We start from the raw sequence: 18,316 nt of genomic DNA, 5'->3' as shown, positions 1-18,316 counted from the left end.
GAACACTCATCGTTCGAAGTGCGCTTCGGCCCGCGTGGTGACGTGAACGGTGATCGGTGCACCGAGCGCAGACAGTGCTCCCCCGACCGCCGGCGGTTCGACGACGGCCGCGACGGCGAGCACGAGATCCTTGCCGTCGACGCTCGCCGACGTCAGGCTCCACGACGTGACGTGCGCCGGGCGCTCGGTGGCGGACAGCGCCGCCTGCGCCTCGGCGCGCACCGATGCCGCGTCGAGCTGCGGCGCCTCGACGCCGTGAGCGTAGGCATGCGCGACCGAGATGCGGTCGGCGGCTGCGGCGCCCGCATGGTCGGCGGCGTCGAGGACATCGACGCGCGCCACCTGCGCGGTGTGCACGCAGATACCGCCGAGCAGCAGCATGACGACGCACGCACACAGCCCGATGCCGAGAAGGGCGATCCCGCCGTCGTCGGCGCGCGTTCGGTTCACGAGGGACGAGGCGAGCTGTCTGAGCCTCGCCGGCATGTGGCGCAGGGGTCCGCTGAGGGCGTCACGCCTCGTGGCGCACGCGTCAGGTGCGGGAGTCACCGTTGCCCTCCGTACTGTTCGACCTTCTCGACGTGCCGAGAGCTCAGGTGGATCTCGAGCCCCGCGGGGCCGCTGAGCCATCGCGGCACGAACGGCAGGCCGACGCTCGTGCGCGCCGTCGCACTGACCTGAGCGCCGGGCGTCAGGCACGGGCTCGCCGTGCAGGTGATCGTCGCCGTGCCGACGGGGCTGCGCTGATCCTCGAACGCGAGACGCGCCGCGACATTCGCGCGCACGCTGCCCGCGCCCGAAGAGGGCGCCGTCACGTATGTGCGCGCCGCCTCACGGGCCGCCGAGCGCACCGCGAACGACGCCGCCTCGACACGGACGAGAGACGTCGCGACCCACAGCAGCGGCAACAACAACACCGCGATGACGACGATCGCCTCGACGAGCGCCGACCCTTCGTCCGCATCGAGGCCATGACCTCTCGTGTCCGCTACGCCGCCTTCTTCGCCAGCCTGGTCAGGACCACCGGGGCTTCGTCCCAGGCGGCCCGCACCTTGGGCCGCGGCGGCCACGTCTCGACGGGCCCTCATGGGCCGCGGTCCTCGATGACGGCTCGCCCGCTGGTGTGCAGGTCGAGTCCGACGCCGAACGGGCCGAGCACGGGCACCTGGGCGGTGATGTCGACGCGCATGACCGCGACGCCCGCCTCGCTCGTCGACCCGGCGCTCACGCGTGCGTGCCGGCCGCCACCCTCGGCGAGCAGGTCGCGTGCCTTCGCCTGAGCGGCGTCGACGCCTCCATCGACGCGAGCGCCCGCGCGGGCCGCTTCGGCCGCCGCCATCGTCAGCGACGACCGCACGTGCGCGGCGTAGGCGAACTGGCACACGAGCAGGAAGACGGCGACGATGACGACGCTCGTCATCGCGTTCTCGGCGACCGCGGATCCGCGCTCGTCCCGCCACGCGACCCGGAAGCGCATCGCGGCCGTGATGCGGTTCAGCCGCCGGAGACCTTGCTCATGGCGCTCGTGAACATCGTCTGCAGCAGCGGCCCGGCCGTCTGCCACAACAGCGTGACGAGGCCCGCCGTCATGAGCGTGACGAGCACCCAGCCCGGCACGTCGCCGCGCTCGCCGTCGCTGTCCGTCCCGTTCACCGGTCGGAGGGTGAGCGCGACGCGTCGTCGCAGAGCAGAGCGGGCACTGAGGATGCGGTTCATGGGAGGTGACCTTTCGTCGGGGTGTGGCCCGCGAGCGTTCGCGGGAGTCGTGGGGAGGCATCACAGCGTCAGATCGAGAGCTGCGAGCCCGGGGTACACGGCGAACAGCACCGTGACGGGCAGGACGAGGAAGACGACGGGCGCCATCATGACGACCTCCTTGCGGCCGGCTTTCTCGACGAGCTCGGTGCGCACGCTCTCGCGCGCGTCCTGGGCCTGCGCGCGCAGGACGTCGGCGAGTGGCGTGCCACGCTCGAGTGCGACGATGACGCCCTCGACGAAGCGCGCCACGCTGACGACGCTCGTACGCCGCGCGACGCCGGCCAGCGCGTCGGACAACGGAGTACCGGCGCGCGCCTGCTCGAGGGCGGTGCGCAGTTCCTCGGCGAGGGGGCCGCGGCACAGAGTCGTGACGTGTTCGAGCGCGCCGAGCGGGCCCTGGCCGGCGGCGACGGCGAGGGCGAGCATGTCGGCGATCGCGGGGAACTCGACGATCATGCGGGCCTCGCGCCTCTCGGCGAGCCGGGTGAGCTGCTGATCGCGCAGCACGACACCGAACCCGGCAGCGAGCAGCACGAGCGCCGAGGCAGACAGCGGTCCGCGCGTCGAGTTGCCCGTGACGAGGACGATGCACGCCGCGCCGGCGAAGCCCGTCATCGCCCACAGGGCCTGGCTCGTGCGGAACGTGTCGACGTCCGGGACGAGGCCCGCGCGCTCCATCCGGGAGCGCACGTGATCGGCGCCGCCCAGGACCCGCCCGAGCAGGCGCGCCAGGGCCGCCGCGACGGCGTCGAGACCGCGACGCGGCGCGGCGGCGGGTGAGTCTACGGCGAGCATTGCCTCGAGACGCTGCTCGAGTACGCTGACGCGCGGGCGCGCCACCCAGATGCCGACCAGTGCGAGCCCCAGCCCGATGGCGGCGGCCGACAGCGCGGCTGGCGTCGTCATCGCATGACCCGTTCCTCGTGAGGCAGACGCCCGATGGCCTTCATCGCGACGTACGCGATCCACGACACGAGCGCCCCGGCGACGAGCACGAGCACCCCCTGCGGTGTGCGGTAGGCCGCCAGCCCCTCACCGCGGAAACCGACGACGCACAACGCGAGCCACGGTGCGGCGAGCGCCAACCGTGCCGCGCTCACCGTCCAGCTCTGCTTGGCGGCGAGTTCGGCGCGCGTCGAGGCGTCCTCACGCAGGAAGGAGCTGAGGGTGCGAAGCAGGCGACCGACGTCGCTGCCGCCGACGTTGCGGGCGAGGCGCAGCGACTCGATGAGCCGATCGGCGGCCGGGTCGGCAAGGCGGGCCTTGAGGACGTCGAGCGAGTCGTCGAACCGGCCGTGCGCCGCGTCGTGACGGGCGAAGGCGGCGAAGTCCTCACGCAGCACCTCCGGGCCGTGCAACGACAGTTGGCGCAGCGCTTCGGGGATCGACAGGCCGGCGCGGACGGCGGAGGCGACATGGTCGACGGCATCGGGCCAGGCCTCACGCCGGCGGCGGCGCAGGCTCGTCGCCCGGCCCCGGACGAATGCTGCAGGTGCCCACCCACCGACGCACGCGAGGACCACGGCGAGGGCTGGCACGCCGGTGATGACGAAGCCGAGGCAGAAGGCCACGGTCGCCGCGCCCAGGCACGCGGCGACGAGAGTGCGCACGCGCCAGGTGACGAGCCCGGACTGGTCGAGCAGTTCACGCACCGCGGCGTACCGGCGGCTGCGGCGCAGACCATGAAGGGGGCGCGGCGGAGCCGGGGACGTCATCGCCCGCCACATGAGCAGTAGGGCGGTGCCGACGGCGGCGGCGCTGAGCAGGCGCGTCACGCGGCGTTCACCTCGGCGGCGAGAGCGGCGACGTCGATGCCGGCGCGAGCGAAGCGAACCTCTCCGTCGAGCGCGGGCAACAGGCGCGGGAAACCGACCTGGCCCTCGGTGAACAGCGGGATCGTCTCGACGGTGTCGCCCTCGACTCGTCCGGTGACGCGCACGACCTCGCGCACGGAGCGTCGCCCGTGCCGATCGAGGCCGAGGTGGACGACGACGTCGATCGCCGACGCGACCGTCGGGACGACGAACGAGGGCGAGATGTTGGGGCCCGCGAGCAGCGGTAACGTGCAGAGTTTCGTGAGCGCCTCGCGGGCCGAGTTGGCGTGCAGCGTCGCGAGACCCGGCAGACCCGAGTTGAGTGCGAGCAACAGGTCGAGCGACTCGGCCTGACGAACCTCCCCCACGACGAGTCGCGACGGCCGCATGCGCAGCGCCTCTTTGACGAGCATGCGCAGCGTCACCTCGCCCGAACCCTCGAGGTTGGGCTGACGGCACTGGAGCGCGACCCAGTCACGCGCCGCGAGCTGCACCTCGAAGACCTCCTCGCACGTGATGACGCGCTCGGTCTGCGGAATGGCACTCGCGAGGCAGTTCAACATCGTCGTTTTTCCGGCCTGCGTCTGACCGGAGACGAGGACGTTGAGCCCTGCCTTGACGCACGCCGCGAGGATGGCCGCCAACCCCGGCGACAGTGACCCGCGGTTGACGAGCTCGTCCATCGAATGACTCGTCGCGACGAATTTTCGAATGTTGATCGCCCAGTACTCGCGGGTCACGTCCGGAATCGCGACGTGAAGGCGCGAGCCGTCCGGGAGCGAGGCATCGACGAAGGGCGAGCTGAGGTCGAGACGCCGCCCCGACGTGCGCAGCATTCGTTCGACGAGAACGCGGATCTGGTCATGCGTCAGGATCGTCGGCGTCAGTTCGGAGACCCCGGAGCGCGCGACGAAGACCCGCGCGGGTTCGTTCAACCAAATTTCCTCGACGCTGGGGTCGTCGAGGTACTCCTGCAGCGGCCCGTAGCCCGCGACGGCGTCGAACACGGCCTTCGCCTCGCTCGTCGAACGCGACGACGCCGGCAGACCCGCCCGGGCGCGGGCGACCTCCGTCGCGGCGACGACGTCGGCGATGACGCCACGCACCGCCTCGGGGTCGGCTCCTGGGTCGATGGCCTTGGCGCGCAACTGCTCGCGCACCTCGTCCTCGATGAGCGTGATCGTCATCGTCTCTCCTCTTCGATGCCTGCTCTCAGGAGCCATCAAAGAGGCCGCGCGGGGCCGAAGGGGGTTTCGGAAAAACTCTTACCAAAGTCTTACCAAAGCACCCGTTCTGGCTCCGGCACGAGCGTTGTCCACAGGTGCAGATCAGTTCCGACGGCGCGATGTCGCAGGCCGCAGGCTGGACAGGTGAGCACCAGCATCCGCCTGGCCGTCGTCACCGCTGACGGCTCCCCCAGCGACCCGATCGTCGTCGATGCCCCCGACGGCACACCCTTCGCCGCGATCCGCCCCGCACTCGACCTTCCCTACGCGCCGACGCACGCCGGTCGAGCGATCCGTGACGACGACGTCCTCGGCCGAGCACCGCTCGTCGACGGCGCGCTGCTCGAACCACCCCGCCGCCCGGACGAGGAAGAGCACGCGGCCATCCTGACGCTCGTCAGCGCGAGCGGCCCGCATCAGGGCTGTGCGCTCCCCCTCGCCGCCGGCCACGTCACCCTCGGACGCCACCATCACCTGCTCGGCGACGATTCCCTCGCTTCACGTCGACACGCCCTCGTCAGCGTCGCGCGCGGGCAGGTGACGATCACCGACCTCGGCAGCAGCAACGGCGTGACGAGCCGCGGGGCGCGCCTCCAACCGCACGTGGGCCACCCCTGGCGTGTGGGCGAATCAGTGCGTCTCGGCGCCAGCGTGCTGCGTCTCGACCTGGCGAATGCTGAGCCAGCACCTCCTGACCTTGCGGGGTCCGATCTCTCCGGCATCAAACCTGCGGAAACCGACCCCATGAGTGCCGCCCCTGCAAACGCCGGCTCAGCCCTGCGCGCCGGGACGTCGAACTGTCTGCCCGAACCGCGGACGTTCGAGTGGCCCGCGGCCCCGACACCCCCACGTCGGGTGCCGCTGCGCTGGATCGCGGTGCTCGCCCCGGTGCCCGTCGCACTGGTTCTCGCGATCGTCATGCACGCGGCCTACATGTTGTGCTTCATGCTCGTGGGCCCGCTGGTCATGGTGGCCACGCACCTCGACGACCGCCGTCGCGGACGTCGAGGTGGGCGCAGCGCAGCCCGCGACCATGCGCGCGAAGTGCAGGACGTCGGCCGCCGCGTCGCTGATGCGCTCGACGCGGAAGTCGTCACTCTCGCGCGTCTGGCGCCGAGCCCCGACCAATTGCTCGCCGTCGCCGCCGGCTCCCGCGACGGGCTCGGCCTGCGACGCGGGCCGAGCGCACGTCTGCTGCGTCTCGGGTACGGTGACGCGCCATCCGCGCACCGTCTCGCCCGCAACGGCTCGGCACGCCCGCTCGGGCTCAGCGAGGCACCCGTCACCCTCGTCGTGGCGCCGGGCGGCCTCGTCCATCTCGACGCCGATGCGGCTACGACACCGCAAGTCCTCGAACTCGTCGTCGCGCAACTCGCCGTCCTGCACGATCCGACTGACGCCCCGCCCGTCGTCGTCACCCGGCAAGCGGCGTCGCGACGCTGGGCCTGGGCGCTCGATTCGGCGCGTGTTCACGTCCACACGAGCGTGCCGGAGACCCTCCTCGCACGACTCGACGACGGGGTGCGTCGCCCCGGCAGTGACGACCTCCCCCTCGTCGTGCTCGAAGCCGGCAGCGCCGACGCTACGCGCCTCGCGCGACGCCTCGTCATCGCCGGCGCGGCCGTCGTCTGGGTGGGGGCTGCGCAGCCACCCAGCATCGAGACGGGCGTGACGACATTGGCCGCGACGGTCCGCGTCACGTGCGCCGCGGGACACCGCGCCGCCCGCCTGCCGGGCGGGCACACGTTCACCCTCGACAGCCCGGGTGAGACGTGGTTTCCCGCTGTCATGCGGCTGCACCGCCGCTGGGCTGCGGGCGCCACCGGTGGCAATAGCGCGCCGCTGCGCGCCTCGACGAGCGCTGCCCTGCTGCCGTCCGACGTGGCCGGCGCGTGGCGCACCCCGAGCACGAACGTGCCGATCGGCCACGATCACGACGGCATCATGACGCTCGACCTCGCCCGCACCGGGCCACACGCCCTCGTCGCGGGCACGACGGGATCGGGCAAGTCCGAGTTTCTGCTCACGTACCTGCGCGGGCTGTTCACGCTCAACTCCCCCGAGCACGTGAACGCGCTGCTCATCGACTACAAGGGAGGTGCGACGTTCGGCCCGCTCGCGCGGGCCCCGCACGTCGTCGGCGTCGTCACCGACCTCGACCATGGTCTCGCGACCCGTGCTCTGACGGCGTTGCGCGCCGAGATCGGGCGCCGCGAGCATCTGCTCGGGCGTCACGGGCTGACCTCCTACCGTGACTATCTCGCCGCCGCGCCTGCCCACCTAGCGTTGCCGCGGTTCTTCGTCGTCGTCGACGAATTCCGCGTGCTGGCAGACGAACTGCCCGATTTCGTCGCCGGTTTGGTGCGTCTGGCGGCCGTGGGACGGTCGCTCGGCATGCACGTCATCCTCGCGACGCAACGCCCCGGCGGCGCCGTCAGCGCCGACATGCGCGCCAACCTCGACGTCCGCGTCGCGCTGCGGGTGCGTGAACGCTCCGACAGCATCGACGTCATCGACTCGCCCCTGGCCTCCCGCATCTCCGCGCGCACCCCCGGGCGCGGGTACCTCGCGACGGCCGGTGAGGCTCCCGTCGAGTTCCAGAGCGCCTACAGCGGTGCGCCGCGCGAGCTCGGCACCACCGCGGCAGTGCACGTCCACCCCACGGTCGTGACTGCCTCGGGGCTGGACGAACTGCGCGACGGATGTGATGCCTGCCGCCCCGGACGGACGAGCGCCCGCAGCGACCTCGGGATGTTCGTCGACGAGGCCCTCGCCGCCGCACACCAGCTCCCACCGATCCACCGACCCGTGCTGCCGCCGCTGCCCGAGAATGTCGACGAACTTCTCGCCGAGACGAAGATCGTCGTCGGTCTCGACGCACTGACGGGTGAGCGACCGACGCCGGCGCCTCACTCGAACACGGCGGTGTGCGACAGGAGCGAATCCCTTTTCGGCGCATCGTCTTCGAGCGACGGGCATGATCGCGCGAAAGCAGCCGACGCGTTTGCGACGGACGACGGCCTGGCGCACGTCGTCGGCATCGCCGACCTGCCCGGTGCGCAGAGCCAACCCGCCGTCACCGTGCCGGCCGGGGTGCACGTCGGCCTCGCGGGAGCCCCTCGCAGCGGACGGACGAACGCCGCCGCGGCGCTCGCCCGGGCGGCGGTGTGCGGCACGGCCGCGGGCGCGACGACTCGCACAGCATCGACGTGGTGGGTCGGCCCCACCGACCCGATCGCGGCCGACGTCCACGTCGCATCCGACGACGCGGACGCCGTCATCCGCCTGCTCACGCACCTCGCCGAGGCGCACCCCGCGGGGCCGTCGAGCGTCGTCGTCATCGATGGATGGGAGGACCTGCACGCGACGCTGCTGCGTATCAACCACGGCCTGGCCGCCGAAGACCTGCTGAAACGCATCAGCGAAGGCCACCGTCACGGACACACGTTCATCGTCACGGGTGGTCGGCAGGTGCTCGCCTCGAAGCTCAGCGCGCTGCTCGACGTCAGGCTGGTGCTGCGCCAGAACGACGCGACGGAGTACTCACTCGCAGGACTGCGTCCCGCTCAGATCCCGGCGTCGATGCCGCCCGGGCGCGCGCTCGTCCTGCCCCACGGCCACCAGGTTCACCTGCGGCACGAACCTCAGCCGAACGGGCGGGCCACGATGTGACAGGCTTGAGGCATGTCAACCCGCGCCAAGATCGCCGTCGCCGGCCTCGTCGTCGCCGCCCTGCCCGTCGTCGTCGCGACGACCGGTTCGGCCGAGACGTCGCCGGCCTCCTCCCCCACCGCGGCGACGAGCACGTCCGCTGCGACGCCGTCGTCCGCGACCACGGGCGCGTCGCCCAGCGCCTCGTCGTCGGGATCTGCCTCCTCGTCGGCCGCCGCTGGGTCGACGCACGTCGACAAACCGCTGCAGCTACGCCTCGACGGCAAGACGGTCGACCCGTCCTCCGTGCCCGACGCGACGTCACTGTTCACCCGCGGCGAGCTCGCGCCGATCATCCCGCACCTCGACGGGGTGAGCGGCAGCGACGACACGCTCGAGTTGAACATCGCCGGTGAACCCTCTGACGACCGCAGCCACTTCGTCATCGCGCTGCCGCACACCGGTGAGTGGAAGGACGTCGAGGCCGCCTGGAAGCGTGACAAGGCCCTGCACGAGAAGCGCGCCCAGGCCAACCGCGGTCTCTACACGTTCTACGGCGAGGGCGCGCACGGCGTCAGCGATTCCTTCACCGACGGGACGACGACCTATGCGCTCGTGCGCACGGGGGAGGCTGCGGCGGTCGTTCGTTTCTCCGGCATCGGTTTCTCGACGCTGGCCGACTCGCACGCCGATTCGCGCCGCGCGTACACGACGAAGACCGTGCCCGCGCTCCTCGACCTGCTCGGCGCGAAGCTGCGAACCGGTGAGTCGACGAAGGATGCGGGTGCGTCGTCGAGCGCGACGAGTTCTGCGACGTCCCGCGGCTCGGCGAGTCCCCCGACGTCACCCGCCGGCTCTCAGAGCGCCGCGCCGTCCTCGACGTCCGCCTCGTAGCGCGGTAGCGGCAGCGCGACGACGAACGTAGCCACAGCAACGACGACGGTCGCGATGCCGAGCGCGGCGGCACCGCCGTCCATGAGGCTGAAGCCGATCGGCACGAGCATGGCGTTCCACAGCAGCGTCGGGGTCTTGACCAGTGACTTGGCACGCACCAGGCCGACGACGAGGGCCAGCACCGCTCCCCCGAGGACGACGAGCATGGCCGCCTCCGTGAGGGCGCGCGTCGTCGTGCTGGCCGATCCGGTGACGGCGCTCACGACCGACATGACGGCCATGACGAGGATGGCGGCCGCCGAGATCGCCGTGCCCGTAGCGGCGGCGAGCCAATGGGCGCGCGAGCCCTTCCAGGTGGGAGCGGGGATCGATGACGTCGAGCGGGTGGTGTCCACGCTTCCACTTTACGCCGCGACATTTACGAACATCGTGTGAGCAAAAGCTCACATAAGCACACAAAAAGTTCGGGCAAACCCCTTGTGCTCGCCCGCGCCAGGTGTGAACCTATAACGGAACACCTCCGCAGCGCGTCCCAGCGTCGCACTGTGGACACGCCGGCACCCCGGCAGCGTTCGAACCGACCCCGCCGGTTTCAGCGGAGACATCAAGGAGCAAGCCACATGGATTGGCGCAATCGCGCTGCGTGCCTGGACGAGGACCCGGAGCTTTTCTTCCCGATCGGCAACACCGGCCCTGCCCTGCAGCAGATCGAAGACGCCAAGGCTGTGTGCCGACGCTGCGAAGTGATCGACACCTGCCTGAAGTGGGCTCTCGAATCCGGTCAGGATGCAGGCGTCTGGGGCGGCCTCTCGGAAGACGAGCGTCGCGCTCTCAAGCGCCGCAACGCCCGCGCCCGCCGCGCCAGCTGACCTGAGCCCCGCGTCGACGACTGGCGGCACACCCTGGGTGTGACCGCCAGTTCTGTCATGTCCGGGCCCGGCTGCTGGTGCTGGGATCTGCGCGCCGGCGGGTGAACACGGCGATGAGCGACTGTGACCGATGATCGCACATGGGCACGAACATCGCCGATGGGGACGGGATTCGCGAAGGTAGACGAAAATCGTCGATGGGGACGGGATTCGCGCACCGGGTAATGGTTGAGAATCGAGGACTTGGGGCGCGGCTGACGTAGGTCAGTTCGACGCAGGGACTGGACGCAGACGGGCGCTGAAGTGCGCGTCGGTGCCGCCGCCCTCGAGGCGATGCCAGGCGATCTCGCCGTGCAGATCCTCGACGAACGTCGTGACGATCTGCGTCCCGAGCCCGCTGCGCACGCGTGCTGACGCACCTGTCGGCGCGTCCGGGCCGGTACCGCCACGCTCGCCGCCGGGCGCACCTCCGCGCTCGTAGCCGCGGCCGTCGTCGATCACGTGGACGTCGAGCCGGTCGCCGTCGCGACGTGCCCGTACGGTGACGTTGCCGCCGGCGTCCCCGAGGCCGTGCTCGACGGCGTTCTGCACGAGCTCGCCGAGGACCATCGCGAGGGACGTCGCGTCCTCGCTCGAGAGCACACCGAAGGAGCCGTCGAGGTGGGAGGCCACCGAGGCGTCCGAGCGGCGGGCCACGTCGATGCTCGAGGCGAGGCCGCGGGCAGCGACGTCGTCGAAGTCGACCGTGCCACCGAAGCCCTCGCTGAGCGACTCGTGAACCGCGGCGATGACGCCGACACGGCGCCCCGCGTCGGCGAGGGCCTGACGGGCCTCCTCGTCGGGCAGCCGGCGCGCCTGCAGGCGCAGCACCGCGGCCACCGTCTGCAGGTTGTTCTTGACGCGGTGATGGATCTCGCGGATCGTCGCGTCCTTCGTCAGCAGTTCGCGGTCGCGACGGCGCAGCTCGGTGATGTCGCGCAGCAGCAGCGCCGCGCCGAGGCGGCGTCCGCCGGCCACGAGCGGCACGGCACGCACCATGACGGCGGCCGAGCCGCGCCGGAACTCCGCCTGCCAGGGGGCGCGGCCCGCGAGCACGACGGTGGCCTCCTCCGGCCCGTCGCTCGCCTTGACGCCGCGTTCGTCGAGCGCGGTGGCGAGGCGCAGGCCGGGGATGTTGCTCTCCACCCCGAGCCTGCGGAGCGCCGAGACCGCGTTGGGGCTCGCGTAGGTGACGCGACCGCTCGCGTCGAGCTCGACGACACCGTCGCCGACGCGCGGCGCACCCCCGCGACCGCCCATGACGCCGCCGCCGTCGGGAAAGGTGCCCTCGGCGATCATGCGGAACAGCGCCTCCGCGAGCGCCACGTAGCGCGTCTCCAGGCGGCCGCGACGACGCACGTTGCCCAGGCGCATGTGGCACCCGAGAACCGCGATGACGCATCCGCCGCGCCGCACGGGCACGAGGCGCCGTGAGACCGGCTCGCCTTCGACGACGATGTCCACGCGCGTCTCCGCACCCTCGAGGCGAGCGCGATCGAGGCCCACCTGCAGATCGTTCGAACGGGCGGCGTCCTCAACACCGTCACTCACGTCGGAGGCGTCCGCGTGGGCTTCACCCTCACGCAGCCCCCGCTCGACAGAGGTGCCTGCGCGAGCAGCAACCTCAGCGGCACCACCACGATCGGCATCGTCCTGTGCCCGCGACGAGTCGAGTTCCTGCGGCCTGGCGCCGACGAGGTCGTCGGCGAACAGGCTGACGCCCGTCGTCGGGCGTACGTGCGCCGCGACCTGCCACCCGGCGTCGCCGCGCACCCACATCATGAGGTCGCCGAAGGCGAGGTCGGCGAGCAGCTGCCAGTCGCCGACGAGCAGGTGCAGCCACTCGTGGTCGGCCTCGTCGAGTGACGAGCCCGACCCGAGGACGTCCTGCATCGTCGCGTTCACCGCGCTCAGTCGCGCTCCCCTGCCGCAGCGCGCGTCAGTGAGCGCATCGTGCGCAGCGCCACCGACATCGGGGCCAGGCGGGCCGCTGAGTTCTGCACGCCCGTGACGGCGGCGCGGGCACGCTCGACGGCGAGCGAGTGGCGCTGCGCCCACTGCTGCCAGCGCTCCTGCGTCGTCTGCGATGCCTCCGACTCGGCGAGCACATCCCGTGTGAGGTCGGCGAGCACCGCGTACGCGTCGTCGCGCACGGCGCCGCGCGCCAGCGCGTCCCAGCGGTCGTCACGCGGCAGCTCGGCGATGGCGTCGAGCATGCGGCCGAGGCCGATCTGGGCGCCGCCGTAGTAGTACGCCGCGGCGACGTCCTCGACGTCCTCACCGAGGTCACGCGCGAGCTCGACGATGTCGAGCAGGACGAAGTCGTCGAGCAGGGCCGCCGCACGTCGCGCGAGCGCCGTCGGGACGCCCTCGCCGACGAGCTGGTCGACCTCGGCCTCGAACTTCTCGCGCCCGACGCCGACGACGAGGTCGGGCACCTTCGGCGACAGCTGCTGCACGGGTCCGCGGTAGCGCTCGACGAGCGTCTCGATCGGCGTGTGCTCCACCTCGTGGTGGACGAACCAGCGCGTCGCCCGGTCGAGCAGGCGGCGCAGACGCAGCAGCAGCCTTGACTGCACCTGCGTGCTGATGACGTGGTCGAGCGCCTCCACGTCGTCGATGAAGCTCTGCGCGTCGAACACCTCACGCGCGACCACGAAGGCCTTGACGATCTCCTCGGCCCGGGCGCCCGTCTCCTCGACCGCGCGGTGGACGAAGGTGATGCCGCCGCGGTTGACGAGGCCGTTGACGAGCGAGTTCGTGATGATCTCGCGCCGCAGCGGGTGGTTCTCCATCGTCGTGGCGTACGGCTCGCGCAGCGCCTCGGGGAAGTAGCCGAGCAGCTCACGCACGAGCCACGGGTCGTCGACGAGCTCGCTCGCGCCGACCTCGTTCTTCAGCCGTAGCTTCGAGTACGCAAGCAGCACGCTGAACTCCGGCGACGTCAGCCCCTCGCCGGCCTCGAGGCGCCGATCGATCTCGGCCTCGTCGGGCAGGAACTCGAGCTCGCGGTCGAGGAAGCCGTCCGACTCGAGGTCGGCGATGAGCCGGCGGTGCACGTGCAGCATCTGCGGGCCCTGCACGCGAGCGTTGCCGAGCAGCGTGTTCTGGTCCGTGTTGTGACGCAGCACCTTCGAGCCGACCTCGTCCGTCATCGAGGCGAGCAGCTCGTTGCGCTCCTCGAGCGCGAGCGCACCGTCGCGCACGGCGTCGGCGAGCAGGATCTTGATGTTGACCTCGTGGTCGCTCGTGTCGACGCCGGCCGAGTTGTCGATGGCGTCGGTGTTGACGCTGACGCCGTGCTGTGCGGCCTCGATGCGCCCGCGCTGGCTGACGCCCAGGTTGCCGCCCTCACCGATGACGCGCACGCGCAGGTCGCGACCGTCGACGCGCACGGCGTCGTTGGCACGGTCGCCGATCTCGGCGTTCGTCTCGTCGGAGGCCTTGATGTACGTACCGATGCCACCGTTCCAGAACAGGTCGACGGGGGCGAGCAGCACCGCGCGCATCAGATCGTTCGGCGTCATCGTCTCGACGCCGTCGTCGACGCCGAGTGCCTCGCGGATCCGCGGTGTCAGCTTGATCTGCTTGGCCCAGCGGGAGAAGACGCCGCCGCCCTCGGAGATGAGGTCGCGCGAGTAGTCCGACCACGACGAGCGCGGCAGCTCGAACAGGCGGCGCCGCTCGGCATACGACGCGGCAGCGTCCGGGTTGGGGTCGATGAAGATGTCACGGTGGTCGAAGGCGGCCACGAGTCGGATGTGCTCCGACAGCAGCATGCCGTTGCCGAACACGTCACCACTCATGTCGCCGACGCCGACGACGGTGAAGTCGTCGCTCTGCGTGTCGTGGCCGAGCTCGCGGAAGTGGCGCTTGACCGATTCCCATGCGCCGCGGGCGGTGATGCCCATCGCCTTGTGGTCGTAGCCGTTCGAACCGCCCGAGGCGAAGGCATCGTCGAGCCAGAAGCCTTCGCGACGCGCTACGGCGTTGGCCTTGTCGGAGAACGTCGCGGTGCCCTTGTCGGCGGCGACGACGAGGTAGGGGTCGTCGTCGTCGTGGCGCACGACGTCCTGCGGCGCGATGATCGTGTCGCCGTCACGGTTGTCGGTGACGCTGAGCAGACCGCCGATGAAGGCCTCGTAGGCCTCGACGCCCGCGGCGAGCCATGCCTCGCGATCCGCCGGGTCGGGTAGCTGCTTCGCGACGAAACCGCCCTTCGACCCGGTCGGCACGATGACGGCGTTCTTGACCATCTGCGCCTTGACGAGGCCGAGGATCTCGGTGCGGAAGTCCTCGAAACGGTCGCTCCAGCGCAGCCCGCCGCGCGCGACGGGCCCGAAGCGCAGGTGCACACCCTCGACCTTCGGGCCGTAGACCCAGATCTCGAACATCGGCACGGGCGCGGGGATGCCGGGAACGTCGGCGCAGCGGATCTTGAACACGAGCTCCGCACACTCACCGGAGAGCAACTTCGGCGTGTACGCGTTCGTGCGCACGATCGCCATGATGACGCCCTCGAGTGTGCGCAGGATGCGGTCGTGGTCGAGGCTCGCGACATCCGCGAGACCGTCGGCGAAGCGCTGGCGGACGGCCTGCGTCTGCGCCTCGCGCTCGTCGGCGTCGAGGGAGGGGTCGAAGCGCGCCTCGAACAGGCGCACGAGCAGCGACGTCAGATCCGTGTTCGCGAGCAGCGCCGCGACGACGTACTCGTAGCTGAGCGAGAACCCGATCTGACGCATGTAGCGCGCGAGCGCCCGCAGATGGTTGATCTGACGCCACGACAAACCGGCCGCGAGGACGAGCTGGTTGAGCGCGTCGTTCTCGGCCTGCCCGCGCCAGGCGGCGAGCACCGTCTCCATGACGTTCGTGCGCCGACGGGCGCTCTCCTGCGGCGTGTTGCCCCACATCGCCGTGCGGTCGGCGACGAGGCCGAAGTCGTAGACGTGGCAGGTGGAGCCGTCGGCGCGCGTGAGGGTGTACGGACGCTCGTCCGAGACCTGTACGCCGAGGTTCGTGAAGATCGGGAATACCTCGGTGAGCATGAGCGGCTCGTTGCGGAAGATCTTGAGGCGTCGCTCGCGCGAGTCGACCTTGTCGGTGCCGTACAGCGTGAGCGCCGCGTCGTCGTCACCGAGGCGTTCGAGCCGGCGCATGTCGGCGACGGCCTGACGCGGAGTGAAGTCGTCGGAGTAACCGGCCGGGAACCCGTCTGCGAAGGTCGAGACGAGCTGGCGGGCATCGACGTCCGCGAGCCCCTCCTCCGCGTGCGCGGCCTGCGTGACGCGCTCGCTCCACGTGCGCGTCACCTCGAGGACGGCGGCGCGGATGTCGTCCGCACTGACGTCCGGGATCGCCGTCCCACGCGGCAGGCGGACCGTGTAGTAGATGCGTGCGAGTGCCTCGGAGGTGACGCGGGCGGTGTAGTCGACCGTCTCCGCGCCGTATGCCTGGGCGAGGTGCTGTGCAATGGCCTCGCGCACGCGGGTGTTGTAGCGATCACGCGGCAGGTAGACGAGGACGGCGACGAAGCGGCCGTAGTCGTCATTGCGCAGGAAGACGCCGACGTGACGGCGCGCCTGCAGGCGCACGACCTCCGTGGCGATCTCGTAGAGGCGCTCCGAGGAGGTCTGGAACAGCTCGTCGCGCGGGTAGCTCTCGAGCACGTGGAGCAGGTCGCGGCCCGAGTGCGAGTCGGGCGAGTAGCCCGCCCGGCGGATCACCTTGGCGACGCGCTCGGCGACGATCGGGATGCTCGACGGCGACGCCGCGTAGGTGCGGGCGGTGTGCAGGCCGAGGAAGCGACGCTCGCCGGTGACGTTGCCCGCCTCGTCGAATGTCTTCACGCCGACGTAGTCGAGGTAGGCGTCACGATGCACGCGCGAACGCGAGTTGGCCTTCGTCAGCGTGAGCAGCTGCGGCGAACGCGCCGCGGCGCGACTCTGCGGCGTCATCCGCTCGAACCCGCGCGGCGCGTCGGAGGCCGAGCGCAGGATGCCGAGGGCGCTGCCGTCGACGGGACGCAGCACGTCCTCGCCGTCGACGACGTCGAGGGCGTACTCGCGGTAGCCGAGGAAGGTGAAGTTGCCTTCGGAGAGCCAGGTGAGGAAGCGGCGCACGTCGGCCGTCGCGAACTCCGGCACCGACACGGGCGGGTTGTCTCCGAGGTCGTCGACGATGGCGAGCGCCTGGTCGCGCATGCGCTGCCAGTCGTTCGAGGCGGCGCGCACGTCGTCGATGACGTCGCTGATCGTGCGCTCGATCTCGTCGGCGCCCGTGAAGTCGCCCAGAGGCGAGATGTGCAGGTAGACCCACGACTCCTCGCTCTCGCGCTGGCCCTCCGGCACCGTGTCGGTCTGGCCGGGCAGGCGCACCGCGCCGGGACGCTTACCGCTGCGGCGCGCAAAGCACAGCTGCCCCGAGGCGTCGCGCCGCACCGCCATCTGCGGGTGCAGCAGGTCGCCGATGCCGGCGCCACGCGAGGTGACGGCGGCAACGATCGAATCGACGACGAACGGCATGTCGTCCGTGACGACGCGGATGACGGCGCCCGCAGTGAGGCGGTTGACGCCCCCGTGCTCGACGGCGTCGTCGATGAGGGAGGCGGGCAGATCCCCCTCGACCTCGACGATCGAGTGCGCACCGGTGCGGCGCTGCGCGGCCTGCACCTGGCCCTCGACCACCCAGGCCAGGTGATCGAGCGACTTGCCGGCCAGCTCGGCCGGAGGGATGTCGCCCAACACCCCCTGGACGATCTCGAGCGCGACCCCGGTGCGGGCCTCGACGTCGGACAGAGCAGGCGTTGGAGCCTCGGCAGACATGACCTCTCCTGGCAGAGCGACGGGCGGTACGACGCTGTACCGCTGCCGTCGACTCTAACGCGCCCCGGCGACGTCGACGGCCCTCGGTGTCGCAGACTTCACCGACGCGCCAGGACGCCTCGCGTCGCCGTCCACAGGCTGGGGGCTCGGGCCCGGCACGTTGTCGGTGCCGGCGCCTACGGTGGGGTTCATGGAATCACTCACCGCCGCACCCACGGACGTCGCCCCACAGCTCACCCGGGCTGCGCTGCGACTGCTCGACGTCACGTTCGAGCCTGCGGCGGTGTGCAGCGGTGAACGCTTCGATCTCGTCGTCGAGGCGTTGAGCGATCAGTTGAGCGACACCACGACGGCGCTGCTGGCCACCGCTCCCCCGCCACCCTTCCGCGCGCCCGAGCTGCCTCAGATCGCCGGGGCGACGACGCGTCGCGCGGGCGTGACGTTGCGGCGCGCCGTCGAGGAGGGCACGCTGCCCGGCAGCGGCCGCTCCTTGACCACGTGCCGTGACGATCTGCTCGACGTCGAACGCTCGATCCGCGACCTCGTGAGCACGCACCCACAGCTCGCGTCCACGGCAGCGCTGCCCTGCGCGGACGCGGTGGGGCGCCTCGCGCGCGTCGTCTCCACCTACGCCCACGGCTACGCGCGGGTGGCTGCCGCGCTCGCACGGCCCGGCTGCTCTCGTGAGGCGGCCGCCGACGCGGCGGCCCGCACCGAACGAGCGCTCGTGCGCTGCCTCGATCGCTGCGGTGACACGCGGGCCCTGCGCTGAGCGCGGGCACGCTCCGCCGGGGGCCGCTCAGAGCAGTGCGCGTACCGCGTCGATCTCGCTCGCGTCGTACCAACTGAGTTCGAGGTCGGCGTCGTCGCTCACCTGCTCACCCTCGTCGCCGACGAGGAAGCACGCGACATCGCGCAGCGTCACGTCGCCGTCCACGACGACGCGGCCGGGGAGTGCGCCGCCACCGGTGGAGGCCGCGGGCCTCACTCGAGCGTCCGGCACGTCGACGACCACGACGACGACGCGGCGCCCGGCACAGCCTGCGGCTGCGAGTTGCGTCGCGATGTGCTCGTGCAGTTCCTCGTCGCCGTGCGGGGCGAGCGCGCGCACGTCGTCGGTGACGGCGAACGCCGCCTCCACCGTCAGAGCCGAGGTGGCGAGCGCCGCGACACCGTCAGCGGTCACGGGGCAGTACAGGCGAGTCATCGGAAAGCCTTTCGAGCGGTGGGGCGACGCCTCGAGC

15 protein-coding genes are annotated in these 18,316 nt (G+C 71.3%); 4 read left to right on the top strand and 11 right to left on the bottom strand.

The window, feature by feature from the left end; genetic code table 11:
- Nucleotides 1-6: 6 nt before the first annotated feature.
- The 7 genes from AC1RS9_RS09500 to AC1RS9_RS09470 form a co-directional block, all read right to left on the bottom strand.
- Entirely contained in the window at nt 7-450 is a 444-nt protein-coding gene (locus AC1RS9_RS09500) for a hypothetical protein (protein WP_131941295.1), read from the bottom strand.
- A 95-nt stretch (nt 451-545) separates the two neighbouring features.
- Nucleotides 546-1,088 (bottom strand): pilus assembly protein, encoded by a 543-nt coding sequence (locus AC1RS9_RS09495; protein ID WP_131941297.1) that lies wholly within the window; start codon nt 1,086-1,088, stop codon nt 546-548.
- The gene (locus AC1RS9_RS09490) at nt 1,085-1,477 is read right to left on the bottom strand and encodes a TadE/TadG family type IV pilus assembly protein (protein WP_006943860.1); all 393 of its coding nucleotides are present in this window, start codon (nt 1,475-1,477) and stop codon (nt 1,085-1,087) included. The genes AC1RS9_RS09495 and AC1RS9_RS09490 overlap by 4 nt, the downstream gene beginning before the upstream one ends.
- Nucleotides 1,478-1,494: 17 nt before the next feature.
- Complete coding sequence (locus tag AC1RS9_RS09485) at nt 1,495-1,716, bottom strand: hypothetical protein (RefSeq protein WP_006943854.1); 222 nt, start codon at nt 1,714-1,716, stop codon at nt 1,495-1,497.
- Nucleotides 1,717-1,776: 60 nt separating this feature from the next.
- A complete protein-coding gene (locus tag AC1RS9_RS09480) occupies nt 1,777-2,664 on the bottom strand; it encodes a type II secretion system F family protein (protein WP_006943844.1) in 888 nt (295 codons plus the stop codon).
- Complete coding sequence (locus tag AC1RS9_RS09475; RefSeq protein ID WP_006943852.1) at nt 2,661-3,533, bottom strand: type II secretion system F family protein; 873 nt, start codon at nt 3,531-3,533, stop codon at nt 2,661-2,663. The genes AC1RS9_RS09480 and AC1RS9_RS09475 overlap by 4 nt, the downstream gene beginning before the upstream one ends.
- Nucleotides 3,530-4,759 carry a TadA family conjugal transfer-associated ATPase gene (locus AC1RS9_RS09470; protein ID WP_006943851.1) on the bottom strand — a complete coding sequence of 410 codons (1,230 nt, stop codon included), beginning with the start codon at nt 4,757-4,759 and terminating at the stop codon, nt 3,530-3,532. The genes AC1RS9_RS09475 and AC1RS9_RS09470 overlap by 4 nt, the downstream gene beginning before the upstream one ends.
- 183 nt (nt 4,760-4,942) lie before the next feature.
- On the opposite strand from AC1RS9_RS09470, the gene AC1RS9_RS09465 reads away from it, so the two are divergent.
- Nucleotides 4,943-8,470 (top strand): FtsK/SpoIIIE domain-containing protein, encoded by a 3,528-nt coding sequence (locus AC1RS9_RS09465; protein ID WP_074040686.1) that lies wholly within the window; start codon nt 4,943-4,945, stop codon nt 8,468-8,470.
- 12 nt (nt 8,471-8,482) lie between these two features.
- Nucleotides 8,483-9,343 carry a hypothetical protein gene (locus tag AC1RS9_RS09460; RefSeq protein ID WP_074040685.1) on the top strand — a complete coding sequence of 287 codons (861 nt, stop codon included), beginning with the start codon at nt 8,483-8,485 and terminating at the stop codon, nt 9,341-9,343.
- Here AC1RS9_RS09460 and AC1RS9_RS09455 read toward each other — a convergent pair.
- Nucleotides 9,307-9,738 carry a hypothetical protein gene (locus AC1RS9_RS09455; protein WP_006943863.1) on the bottom strand — a complete coding sequence of 144 codons (432 nt, stop codon included), beginning with the start codon at nt 9,736-9,738 and terminating at the stop codon, nt 9,307-9,309. The genes AC1RS9_RS09460 and AC1RS9_RS09455 overlap by 37 nt on opposite strands.
- Nucleotides 9,739-9,963: 225 nt before the next feature.
- Between AC1RS9_RS09455 and AC1RS9_RS09450 the strand changes: the two genes are divergently transcribed.
- The gene (locus AC1RS9_RS09450; RefSeq protein WP_006943843.1) at nt 9,964-10,212 is read left to right on the top strand and encodes a WhiB family transcriptional regulator; all 249 of its coding nucleotides are present in this window, start codon (nt 9,964-9,966) and stop codon (nt 10,210-10,212) included.
- 264 nt (nt 10,213-10,476) lie between these two features.
- Here the strand turns inward: AC1RS9_RS09450 and AC1RS9_RS09445 are convergent, their stop codons facing one another.
- Both AC1RS9_RS09445 and AC1RS9_RS09440 read right to left on the bottom strand, forming a co-directional pair.
- Nucleotides 10,477-12,156, bottom strand: a complete 1,680-nt coding sequence (locus tag AC1RS9_RS09445) for a sensor histidine kinase (protein WP_492921254.1) — start codon at nt 12,154-12,156, stop codon at nt 10,477-10,479.
- 5 nt (nt 12,157-12,161) lie between these two features.
- The gene (locus tag AC1RS9_RS09440) at nt 12,162-17,072 is read right to left on the bottom strand and encodes an NAD-glutamate dehydrogenase (RefSeq protein ID WP_144694590.1); all 4,911 of its coding nucleotides are present in this window, start codon (nt 17,070-17,072) and stop codon (nt 12,162-12,164) included.
- Nucleotides 17,073-17,262: 190 nt separating this feature from the next.
- Here AC1RS9_RS09440 and AC1RS9_RS09435 point away from each other — a divergent pair, with 190 nt between their 5' ends.
- A complete protein-coding gene (locus AC1RS9_RS09435) occupies nt 17,263-17,844 on the top strand; it encodes a hypothetical protein (protein ID WP_144694592.1) in 582 nt (193 codons plus the stop codon).
- 27 nt (nt 17,845-17,871) lie between these two features.
- Here AC1RS9_RS09435 and AC1RS9_RS09430 read toward each other — a convergent pair whose 3' ends face one another.
- Nucleotides 17,872-18,279: a DUF6912 family protein gene (locus AC1RS9_RS09430; RefSeq protein ID WP_006945782.1), complete on the bottom strand. Its 408-nt coding sequence runs from the start codon at nt 18,277-18,279 to the stop codon at nt 17,872-17,874.
- Between the last annotated feature and the right edge of the window lie 37 nt (nt 18,280-18,316).

Source organism: Dermacoccus sp. MPR-E5, assembly GCF_058809565.1.
Note: the sequence above shows the minus strand (reverse complement) of the source record. Positions and strands in the feature narration are given on the sequence as shown.